A 10495-nucleotide genomic window follows, 5' to 3' on the forward strand; every position below is an offset into this window, starting at 1 on the left:
CTCTTCATAGCTGCGGCCGCAATGTCTGGCGTAGAATTCAATGACGCGATGTTTGGTTTTGCGCATCTCTTCGGCCTGAATGAAAATATCGGATGCCTGCCCCTGAAAACCGCCAAGCGGCTGATGCACATGCAGGCTGGCATTGGGTAATGCTGCACGAAAGCCCGGTTCTCCGGCCATCAGCAGAAATGAGCCCATGGAACGGGCGGTTCCCATGCATAATGTGTGCACCGGCGCGTGAATATAATGCATGGTGTCGTAAATGGCCAAGCCACTGGTGATCGCCCCGCCGGGGGAATTGATATAAAGGCTGACCGGTTTGTTCGGGTTTTCCGCTTCCAGAAACAGCAATTGTGCGCAGACCAAAGCGGCCACAGTATCATTGACCTCGCCATTGAGAAAAATGATCCGCTCCCGCAGCAGACGGGAGTAAATGTCGAAAGAGCGTTCCCCTTTTGCTGATTGTTCAACAACCATAGGGACGAGTTGCATCATCTCGCGCATCGGCAAGCTCCGTTCTTGAGAGATTATAAGGCTGTTATATTTTACGCGGCACGCATGACAGACTGCATATTGGTATTGGCTGCCTGCGGTTTGAGGCGCAGGCGCGCATCATCAAGCTCATGAATAATCGTGAGACTGGTGCCGCCATTGTCATTGGCGGCAATCTGAAAAGTGACGACACTTTCAAGATATGGTGGTTCCGTTTCCCGCATTCTGTAAGAGGCTTGTTGCTGCGGAATAATAGCAGACGGTTCTGTCTCACTCAGACCGGCGTCCGGCAGCCAGTTTGCCCGCAGTTCAGGAATGCTGATCGCACGCCAGACTTTTTGCGGGCTGGCATCCAGATCATATTCAAAGACAAGACGGACTGCATTTTCTGTATGCTCTTCCTGTGTCATTGATCCATATCCTTCAGCAGGGTTTTGAGGGCATCAATACGTGCAGGCCAGTAAGCGCGGTATTTTGCAAGCCATTGGGCGATGAGGGCAAGCCCCTCAGGATCGACTTCGTAATTCACGAAGCGTCCCTGCCGTTCTTCCCTGATCAGTTTAGCGCTGCGAAGAACTGCAAGATGCTGGGACATTGCCGGCTGGCTGATGTCCATACCTTCGCGCAGGGAGCTGGCATTCATACTGCCGGTTGCCAGTTTTTCAAAAACAGCGCGTCGTGTCGGATCGGCCAGAGCCTTGAAAATATCGTTTTCTGTCATGTCTAATAGATAAGCATAGACTTATGTGATTCGCAAGGACGCTGTAAAAATGAACGGCTAATTTACCTTAAAACAAATAGATTGGGATGTGCATATTTTCCCATGTACTGATTGATGGATTTCAATATATTATTCTAAATTATCAGGGAGAAATATAATGATCTTAAAGCGCTTGGTGATCTATCTGATTCTGACCTGTATGATGGTTTCCGGTGCAGCTGCCGGTTCACTCGCAAAGCCGGAAGGTAAGCCGATATTGGTGATATCCGGCGCGATTGAAAATAAGAATAACGGCGATACCGCAGAATTTGACCGCGACATGCTGGTGGCAATGGGGATGCAGGTCACAGAGACCGCAAACCCGTGGTATAATGGCCGTACCCGTTTTGAAGGTGTGTCTCTCGACAAGCTCATGGAAACGGTCGGTGCCAAGGGCACAACTGTTACAGCTGTGGCACTGAATGATTATGTGACGAAAATTCCGTTAGAAGACTTTAAGAAATTTAAGGTCATACTGGCCATGAAGCGTGACGGAAGTTTTATCACGGTCCGCGAGAAAGGGCCGCTTTTCATTATCTACCCGTATGACAGTGATCCGCAATTGCAAAGCCAGACTTACTACACACGCTCTGCGTGGCAGGTGGCGAAGCTCATAGTCGAATAGAGGCTTGTGTGAGACGCATACTCGGTATTGTTATTTGCTGTTTTGTATTGGCAACAGGCTACATAGCCTATGTCATTGCTGAGCGACAAACTGCACTGCAGAAGGTTGCCCGTTATAATGACTCCTGGGCTGTCAGCCAGATGGTGTCAGAATATTTGCGCCTTGAACAGCAACTTGCCGCTTATGCTCTCGGCCTGAAAAATGCGGATATTGACGAGATTTCGCTCCGGCTCGATATCATGATCAGCCGCATGGAATTTGTGCAGCAAGGTACATTGCAGGAATTCGTCAATAAAGACCCATCCCGCTATCTGGTTATCCAAAATCTCCGCGCGGCGCTTAATAAGCTGGATCATCAGCTGGCGGAACTCACACCGGAACGGGCGAAAGAGCTTTTGCCGGAAATGAGCCAGCTGGTCGGGCCGCTGACTGGGCTGGCATCTTCTTCTGTTGAATATGATGTGAGCGTGATTGATGCCGCACAGCTTGAAGTGCGCAATCTCCATTATATTTATACCGCTCTTGCAGCAGGACTTATCCTCTGCGGTATCACCATGATTATTTTGTTGCTGCGCCAGAACAGTATGTTGAACCGTGCACACGGGCATATGCAGCGTCTGACAGAAGACCTGCGTGAAACATCGGGTGAATTGCAGTCGCAGAATGACCGGCTTGAGCATTCAGCTCATCATGATGCGCTGACGGGCTTGCCGAACCGTGTTCTGTTCCGTCAGGATCTCAATGCCCGCATGAAGGATGCGAGAGAAGGCGGGCCGCCTGCCGTGGTCTTGTTGTTTGATCTTGACGGTTTCAAGGATGTGAATGACACGCTGGGACATGATGTCGGGGATGTGCTTTTGCAGGCGGTTGCCAACCGTTTGGTTGAGTTCAGCCATAAAGATGACCTGATTTGCCGTCTGGGCGGTGATGAATTTGCGGTTTTATCAGCGGGCCTTTTTCCTGAAAAAGCCCTTGAATTTGCCCGCCATCTGATGCGCGTCATCAGCTCTCCCTATAATATCAATGACAGGGAAATTAAGATCGGCACCTGTATCGGTGTTGCTATTTCCTCGACCGAGCCGGATGTGGAAGAGCTGTTCAAACATGCCGATCTTGCGCTCTATGAGGCCAAAGCGCTGGGTACCGGCCATGCCTGCATTTTCCAGCCGCATATGCAAACGAGGCTTGTCGAGAAAAAAGCCTTCGAGGCCGATCTTCGTGATGCGCTGAAAAACGGCGAGATGGAAGTTTTCTATCAGCCGCAGGCCGACACCTATACGCGTGAGATTTGCGGTTATGAGGCATTGCTGCGTTGGACACATCCGGTGCGCGGTGCTGTTCCGCCATCAGAATTTATTCCGGTTGCCGAGAAAACCGGCCTGATCCACGAGCTGGGAGACTGGGTTCTGCAACAGGCTTGTCAGGAGGCTGTCCGCTGGCGCAGACCGTTTAAAGTTGCCGTCAACCTGTCACCGGTACAGTTCATCACAAAAAATCTGATCCAGCGCGTCACGTCAATTTTGCGGGAGAGCGGACTCAATCCTGAGCGGCTGGAACTGGAAATTACAGAATCCGTTTTGCTCGACAAGAATGAGCAGACTTTGCATACGCTGCGGCAATTGAAAGCCGTTGGTATTCAGATTGCCATGGATGATTTTGGTACCGGCTATTCATCGCTGGGCAGCCTGAGCAGCTTCCCGTTTGATAAGATCAAAATTGACCGGTCTTTCATCCGTGATGTGACAACCAATCCTGATGCTCTGGCTATCGTGGAACTGGTGACAGGGATCGGTCAGAGCCTTGGTATGATTACGATTGCAGAAGGGATTGAAACCGAAGAAGAGCTGGAATGTCTGAAACGGGTCGGCTGCGATCAGGTTCAGGGTTATTTGTTCGGCCGTCCGGTTTCAGCTTCTGAGCTGGCGCATCTTCGCACATAATATAAGCAATATAATGCGTTAAAAAATATACTAAATTTCATATATATGTTATGTCCTGCCTATTCTTTCAGAAGAGCGCATGGGCAGCCTGTTTGTGCTCCTGAAATGTCGCAAATTTCAAGCGCCAAAGGAGCACAGGCGTGGACACTGTCACATTGCACGGTATAAAGATCCCTTTCGCCCCTGACGAGGTTTCGCCTGTTATCTGGCAGGCAATTATCAGCGGGCGTTATGAGGCTAAAGAAGCCAAATGGGTTTTTAAAGCTGTGAAACGCGCCGACCGTGTTCTGGAACTCGGCTCCGGTATCGGTGTGATCACTTCTCTGATGGCTACAATCCCCGATGTGCGGATCTGGGCTTTTGAAGCCAATCCTTCAACTGCAGCACTTGCACAGCGTGTGCTGGATACAAATACTGCGGGCAATGTGTTGCTGACGCAGGGTATTCTCGCTGCAGGCGAACCGGCCGATCATCGTTTTTATGTCCGCAAAGATCTCTGGATGTCCTCAATGGACAAGGAGCAGGGGCCTTATGAGCATGAAATTTCGCTGGCCTCAGCCAATATTGATAATTTTATAGCTGCGCATGATATCAATGTGCTGGTGATGGATATTGAAGGTGCCGAGCGCGATCTGCTGCAAAAAGCGGATCTGAGCGGCATTGAACGTATTTTTCTTGAGCTTCATGATCATCTCTACGGTCTGGCCGGCATCCGCGATATAACACAGGCGCTGGCGGAAAAAGGTTATGCCTATGATCCGCGCGGGTCTTACGGCCCGTGCGTTCTATTCGCCAAGGACGAAACTGTGCGTGAATATGAGGATGATACAGCTGAACATCACATGGGGCTGTAAATAATTAAAGCGACATTTTTGTCGCTTTTGGCGCAATTAAATTTCTCTTTGCACTCATATTCATTATACATCTTGCAAAGCGTGAAAATCTTATATTAAATGCTATTCAATAAATGGCATCCAAGCCCCGTTTCGGCCTCTCCAGAGTGGTGAGGTTCGATGCGGGGTTTTTTCTTTTCGGGGTAAGATGAAACGCATTGTTGAAATCGGCCTTTTGCAGTCACAGAGCGGAAACTATTCCGCTATTTCGCGCGCCAGCCGTGCCGGTGTTTTGCAGGGCGTTGATGAAGTGAATGCGGACAATGCGCTGGATATCGCCTTTCATGTGATTGAGCGTGACCCTGAGGGAAGGGTGGACCGTTATGCGCCGCTCTGCCGCGAGATTTTGCAAAACTCTCAGGCACGTCATATTTTTGGCTGTGTAACTTCTGCTTCCCGAAAAGAGGTTATTCCCGAGCTTGAGCGTTTCGACGGCGTGTTGTGGTATCCGCTGCCTTATGAAGGTTTTGAAGCCTCGGAACGTGTGGCCTATATACATTCATGTCCCAATCAGCATTTGCTGCCATTGCTGGACTGGGCGCTGCCGGTCTTAGGCAAGCGGGCTTATTTTGTCGGCTCGAATTATATCTGGGGCTGGGAAATGGCACGGATTGCCCGTGAGCAAATTGCTTATGCGGGCGGTACAGTTCTCGGCGACCGCTATCTGGCAATCGGCGATACGGAGCTCGATCATATTATCCATGATATCCGCGCGCTGAAGCCGGATTTTATTCTGAATTCTCTGGTCGGCGACAGTTCCTATGCGTTTTTGCAGCGGCTGGCCGGTCTGAAAGCTGAATTTGGTTCTGAGAACAGTCCGGCAGTTTTGTCCTGTAATTTTACAGAATGCGAAATCGCTCCTGCCAATGGTGCAGCCGCAGGCCTTATCTCGGCGGGGCCGTGGTTTGAGCCTGAAAGTGGTCAGGGCGGCTCATTGCTGGAAATGTCGCGGCAAGCCGTGCATGAGCTGGCAAATTTGTTGCATAATCGTCCGCAAGCGGAAAAACTGTCTTTATCGGAATTGCTGCTGGCTGCATTACAGCATGGCTATCAGCCAAGGCTTGACCCGACAAATCTTCATGCCGCGCAGCCGGTGGTGATTGCCCGTCTCGAAGGCAATCAGTTCAAAGAAATTAAACGCCTGCCGCAAATGCGGGCAGATCCTTATCTCACGCATCATGTCCAGCGCCCGCAAGGCACAGGATTTCTGAAGGTGGTGTCATAATGCGGATCAGAACGGAAAATCTCGGCGGGGCTGTAGCGTGGATACTCCATCGCCCGCATCCGTCCGTACAGGGTCTGATCCGGCAATTAAGTGTCATCGGTCTGAATGTGCGGGAGGCATGGCCGGAACTGCCGGCTGAAGCCCTCAACGCCGATTTCATATTTTATGATGCCGATAGCGGCCATAATGAGCAGTTTCCATGGCGTGCAGGCGGATCGCCTATGCCGATGATTGCGCTTATCGGTTCGGAAGTTCCGGGGCGGTTAAAATGGGCGATGGATATGGGCGCTCATGCGCAATTGCTCAAGCCGGTCAGCGACAAAGGCGTCTATGCGGCTCTGCTGGTGGCACGCAGTAATTTCGATCAGGCGAAAGCATCGCAAGCCCTGATTACAGATCTGGAAAACCGGCTGTCCGCCCGCCAGACCATTGTGCAGGCTGTGATGATCTCCATGATGAAGGGGAAAACCGAAGCTGAGGCCTATGATCTGTTGCGGCAGGTTGCCATGGCCTGGCAGGTAACAATCGAGACTGCGGCCGAACGCATTGTCGCCAATCATTCTGCAGAGAGGGGCGCCAAAGATGGCAGACGCATCGATCTCGCCTGAACCGTTTACGGCACCAAAACGCGGCTCATCGATTGTGCGGCGCTTGTTGCAGCGCAAGCTGGCGCTGCTCGGGCTGATTATCATTCTGATCTGTGTCGGCGGCGCGGTTTTTGCCAAATGGATTGCGCCATTTGATCCTAATGAGCAGTTTTTTGACGGGCTGACGATTGAAGGCGCACCGATGCCGCCGGGAGAACAGTTCTGGTTCGGCACGGATTTGCTTGGCCGTGATCTGTTTTCGCGTCTGCTTTATGGCGCGCAGACATCTCTGGTGATCGGGGTTGTGGCCAATGGTGCTGCGCTGCTGATCGGCACGCTGATCGGTGTGACCGCAGGCTATTTTCGCGGCATTACCGGTGCGGTGCTGATGCGCTTTACCGATCTGATGATGGCTTTTCCGGCTTTGTTGCTGGCGATCTGTCTGGCGGCGATTTTCTCGCCGTCACTCTGGATTGTGGCAATGGTGATTGCCTTTGTGAACTGGGTGCAGACGGCACGGGTGATCTATACGCAAACCTCGTCTCTGGCCGAGCGTGATTATATCGCTGCGGAAAAAACACTGGGTGCAGGCCATGGCCGTATTCTGTTCCGGCATATTTTGCCGCATCTGATCCCGACACTGATTGTCTGGGGAACGCTCGGCATTTCCACGACTGTGTTGCTGGAGGCAACCCTGTCCTATCTGGGCGTCGGTGTGCAGCCGCCGACACCATCATGGGGTAATATTATTTTCGAAAACCAGACCTATTTTCAGTCCGCGCCCTGGCTGGTGTTCATTCCGGGAGCCGCGATCCTGTTGCTGGCGCTTGCCTTTAATCTTGTGGGGGATGCGCTGCGCGATATTCTCGACCCGACACAACAGGGGCGTGACTGATGCTTGCCTATATTCTCCGACGTTTGATCCAGTCCGCGCTGATCCTGCTTGGTGTTTCTTTTATCACCTTTGTGCTGCTCTACGTACTGCCTGCCGACCCCGTACGGCAGATTGCAGGACGTTCAGCCACAGCGGAAACCGTTGCCAGTATCCGGCAACAGCTCGGGCTGGATCAGCCTTTTATCGTGCAATATGGCGATTATCTCTGGAACCTGCTCAACGGTAATCTCGGTCGTTCTTACTTGCAGAAAACGGAAGTAACCGACCTCATCCTGTCGCGTCTGCCCGCTACTTTGCAGCTGCTGGTGGCGGCGATTATCTGCGAATTGCTGATCGGCCTGCCGCTTGGAATTGTTGCGGCGCTCAATCGCGGCAAGCTGCTTGATAATGCGCTGATGCTGACCAGTTTCATGACCGTTTCGGCACCGCAATTTGTCGTGGCTTTGCTGTTGTTATTTGTTTTCGCGGTCACACTCGGCTGGTTCCCGATTGGTGGTTATGGCAGTTTCTCGCATATTGTGTTGCCCGCGCTGACCCTCGGTATTCTCGGCTCCGGCTGGTATTCGCGCATTGTGCGCTCGTCCATGATTGATGTGCTGCGCGCCGATTTTATCCGCACTGCCCGTGCCAAAGGGCTTGGCCGCAGCCGCGTTATTTTCGGCCATGCTCTGCCCAATGCCATTCTGCCGATTATCGCGATGATCGGCATTGATATCGGCATGTTCATGTCGGGCATTGTCGTGGTGGAAAGCGTTTTCGGCTGGCCCGGCATCGGACAGCTGGCATGGCAGGCCATTCAGCGTGTCGATATTCCGATCATCATGGGTGTGACGCTCGTCTCTGCCTGCGGCATTGTGCTGGGCAATCTCATCGCCGATCTGATCTCCCCGCTTATCGATCCGCGCATCAAGCTACGTTAATTATTCTAAACAGGAGTGAGGCAATGAAGAAACTATTCCTTTCAACCGCTCTGGCGACTGCTCTGGTGGCAATGCAGACGATGGCACCGGCACAGGCGCAAGAGCCGAAATCCGGCGGCAATATGATCGTGACCTATAAGGATGATGTGGCAACACTCGATCCGGCGATCGGCTATGACTGGCAGAACTGGTCGATGATTAAATCGGTCTTTGACGGCTTGATGGATTATAAGCCGGGCACCACGGAATTGCGTCCGGGTCTGGCCGAAAGCTATGAGATTTCAGAAGACGGCAAGACCTATACATTCAAACTGCGTAAAGGCGTGAAATTCCACAACGGCCGTGAATTCACCGCAGATGATGTGCTCTACTCCCTGAACCGTGTTGTTAATCCGGCAACCCAGTCCCCGGGGCAGGGCTTCTTCTCGATGATCGAAGGCTATGATGATGCCGCTGCCGGTAAAGCCGCGACACTTTCCGGTGTCAGTGCCACGGATGCCAATACGGTTGTGATTAAGCTTTCACGTCCGGATGCAACTTTCCTGCACATTATGGCGCTGAATTTCTCTTTCATCGTACCGAAGGAAGCTGTGGAGGCTGCGGGCGCGGATTTTGGTAAAAAACCTGTCGGCACCGGTGCTTTCAAGCTGACCGAATGGACACTCGGCCAGCGTCTCGTTTTTGAGAAAAATGCTGATTACTGGATTTCCGGCGTTCCTTATCTCGACAGTTTCACCGTGGAAGTCGGGCAGGAGCCCGTTGTAGCGCTGCTGCGCGCGCAGAAAGGCGAAATCGATATTCCGGGCGATGGTATCCCGCCGGCAAAATTTGTCGAAGTGATGAAAGATCCTGAACAGTCCAAGAATGTTGTCGAAGGCGGCCAGCTCCACACCGGTTATGTCACGATGAATGTGACCAAAGCACCTTTTGACAAGGTGGAAGTGCGCCGCGCCGTCAATATGGCGATCAATAAAGACCGTATCATTCAGGTAATTAACGGTCGCGCGGTGCCTGCCACCCAGCCGCTTCCACCGTCAATGCCGGGCTACACAAAAGACTATAAAGGCTATGTCTATGATCAGGCTGCGGCCAAGAAATTGCTGACTGATGCAGGATATGCGGATGGTTTTGAGACTGAACTCTATGTCATGAATACCGATCCGAACCCGCGTATTGCGCAGGCAATCCAGCAGGATCTGAAAGCAATCGGCATCAAGGCCGGTATTAAATCGCTTGCACAGGCCAATGTGATTGAAGCCGGCGGTGCGGGCAATGCCCCGATGATCTGGTCCGGCGGCATGGCATGGATTGCCGATTTCCCTGATCCGGCGAATTTCTACGGCCCGATCCTTGGTTGTGCCGGTGCGGTAGAGGGCGGCTGGAACTGGTCGAAATATTGCAGTGAAGATCTCGACAAGAAGGCTGCAGAGGCAGATTCCATTGTCGATCCTGCAAAGGCTGATGAGCGTCTGGCCAAATGGTCGGAAATTTACACCAAGGTGATGGAAGATGCGCCATGGGCACCGGTTTTCAACGAACAGCGCTTCACGCTGAAGTCAGCGCGTATGGGCGGTGACGATGCGCTTTATGTTGATCCGGTGTCGATACCGGTCAATTACGATTACGTGTATATCAAGGAGTAAGCAGGCATGTGCAAGCACTGCAACCACACGATCCACGCCCGTCAGCATCATTTCGGCTGGGATAACAGCTTTGCGCCTGTTCTGACTGCCGCTCCGGGTGAAACGATCCTGTTTCAGTGCCTTGACAGTTCAGGGGGGCAGCTTGGCCCCCGGTCCACTGTTGAGGATGTTCAGGCGCTGGATTTTGGTCAGATTAATCCTGTTTCTGGCCCGATCTTTGTCGACGGCGCAAAAGCGGGTGATGTGCTGAAGGTGACGATTGAAAGCTTTACGCCGCAGCTGCGGGACGGTGCAGGCTTCGGCTGGACAGCGAATATTCCGGGCTTTGGCCTGCTGACTGACCAGTTTCCTGATCCTGCTTTGCATGTGTGGAAATTTGATGCCACCAGCATGGAGCCTGCCTTGTTCGGCAAGAACGGTCGCGTACCGCTCAAGCCTTTTGCAGGGACAATCGGCAATGCACTGGCGGAAAAAGGCCATCACAGCGTGGTGCCGCCGCGCCGTGTCGGCGGGGA

The 10495-nt window shown here is 52.4% G+C and carries 12 protein-coding genes; 9 read left to right on the forward strand and 3 right to left on the reverse strand.

What is annotated here, in order from left to right; genetic code table 11:
* The 3 genes from A918_RS0115945 to A918_RS0115955 all read right to left on the reverse strand — a co-directional run.
* On the reverse strand, window positions 1–504 hold a 504-nt coding region (locus tag A918_RS0115945; protein ID WP_022712020.1), incomplete at its 3' end, for an ATP-dependent Clp protease proteolytic subunit.
* 41 nt (window positions 505–545) lie between these two features.
* Complete coding sequence (locus A918_RS0115950) at window positions 546–902, reverse strand: SRPBCC domain-containing protein (RefSeq protein ID WP_022712021.1); 357 nt, start codon at window positions 900–902, stop codon at window positions 546–548.
* Window positions 899–1213, reverse strand: coding sequence for a helix-turn-helix transcriptional regulator (locus tag A918_RS0115955; protein WP_022712022.1), 315 nt, complete (start codon window positions 1211–1213; stop codon window positions 899–901). Before A918_RS0115955 ends, A918_RS0115950 begins: the two co-directional genes overlap by 4 nt.
* 157 nt (window positions 1214–1370) lie before the next feature.
* Between A918_RS0115955 and A918_RS0115960 the strand changes: the two genes are divergently transcribed.
* The 9 genes from A918_RS0115960 to A918_RS0116000 all read left to right on the forward strand — a co-directional run.
* Window positions 1371–1877, forward strand: a complete 507-nt coding sequence (locus tag A918_RS0115960; RefSeq protein ID WP_022712023.1) for a molybdopterin-dependent oxidoreductase — start codon at window positions 1371–1373, stop codon at window positions 1875–1877.
* A gap of 8 nt (window positions 1878–1885) precedes the next feature.
* Window positions 1886–3817, forward strand: coding sequence for a bifunctional diguanylate cyclase/phosphodiesterase (locus A918_RS0115965; RefSeq protein ID WP_022712024.1), 1932 nt, complete (start codon window positions 1886–1888; stop codon window positions 3815–3817).
* Window positions 3818–3957: 140 nt separating this feature from the next.
* Window positions 3958–4671: an FkbM family methyltransferase gene (locus tag A918_RS0115970; RefSeq protein ID WP_022712025.1), complete on the forward strand. Its 714-nt coding sequence runs from the start codon at window positions 3958–3960 to the stop codon at window positions 4669–4671.
* A gap of 187 nt (window positions 4672–4858) precedes the next feature.
* Window positions 4859–5935: a transporter substrate-binding protein gene (locus A918_RS0115975; RefSeq protein WP_022712026.1), complete on the forward strand. Its 1077-nt coding sequence runs from the start codon at window positions 4859–4861 to the stop codon at window positions 5933–5935.
* On the forward strand, window positions 5935–6543 hold the full coding sequence (locus tag A918_RS0115980; RefSeq protein ID WP_022712027.1) for an ANTAR domain-containing response regulator: 609 nt from the start codon (window positions 5935–5937) through the stop codon (window positions 6541–6543). Before A918_RS0115975 ends, A918_RS0115980 begins: the two co-directional genes overlap by 1 nt.
* A complete protein-coding gene (locus A918_RS0115985) occupies window positions 6518–7417 on the forward strand; it encodes an ABC transporter permease (protein WP_022712028.1) in 900 nt (299 codons plus the stop codon). Before A918_RS0115980 ends, A918_RS0115985 begins: the two co-directional genes overlap by 26 nt.
* Window positions 7417–8337 (forward strand): ABC transporter permease, encoded by a 921-nt coding sequence (locus A918_RS0115990; protein ID WP_022712029.1) that lies wholly within the window; start codon window positions 7417–7419, stop codon window positions 8335–8337. The genes A918_RS0115985 and A918_RS0115990 overlap by 1 nt, the downstream gene beginning before the upstream one ends.
* Window positions 8338–8360: 23 nt before the next feature.
* Window positions 8361–9980 (forward strand): ABC transporter substrate-binding protein, encoded by a 1620-nt coding sequence (locus tag A918_RS0115995; RefSeq protein ID WP_022712030.1) that lies wholly within the window; start codon window positions 8361–8363, stop codon window positions 9978–9980.
* A 6-nt stretch (window positions 9981–9986) separates the two neighbouring features.
* Window positions 9987–10495 (forward strand): acetamidase/formamidase family protein (locus A918_RS0116000; RefSeq protein ID WP_022712031.1); only part of this gene is annotated, 509 nt, incomplete at its 3' end.

Origin of the sequence: Pseudochrobactrum sp. AO18b (genome assembly GCF_000409565.1) — a bacterium.
Lineage (GTDB): Bacteria > Pseudomonadota > Alphaproteobacteria > Rhizobiales > Rhizobiaceae > Pseudochrobactrum > Pseudochrobactrum saccharolyticum.

Excerpts from the sequence above, each read along its gene's own strand:
- A918_RS0115950 (WP_022712021.1), bottom strand. The coding sequence starts at position 902 with ATGACACAGGAAGAGCATACAGAAAATGCAGTCCGTCTTGTCTTTGAA.
- A918_RS0115955 (WP_022712022.1), bottom strand. The coding sequence starts at position 1,213 with ATGACAGAAAACGATATTTTCAAGGCTCTGGCCGATCCGACACGACGC.
- A918_RS0115960 (WP_022712023.1), top strand. The coding sequence starts at position 1,371 with ATGATCTTAAAGCGCTTGGTGATCTATCTGATTCTGACCTGTATGATG.
- A918_RS0115975 (WP_022712026.1), top strand. The coding sequence starts at position 4,859 with ATGAAACGCATTGTTGAAATCGGCCTTTTGCAGTCACAGAGCGGAAAC.
- A918_RS0115980 (WP_022712027.1), top strand. The coding sequence starts at position 5,935 with ATGCGGATCAGAACGGAAAATCTCGGCGGGGCTGTAGCGTGGATACTC.
- A918_RS0115985 (WP_022712028.1), top strand. The coding sequence starts at position 6,518 with ATGGCAGACGCATCGATCTCGCCTGAACCGTTTACGGCACCAAAACGC.
- A918_RS0115990 (WP_022712029.1), top strand. The coding sequence starts at position 7,417 with ATGCTTGCCTATATTCTCCGACGTTTGATCCAGTCCGCGCTGATCCTG.
- A918_RS0115995 (WP_022712030.1), top strand. The coding sequence starts at position 8,361 with ATGAAGAAACTATTCCTTTCAACCGCTCTGGCGACTGCTCTGGTGGCA.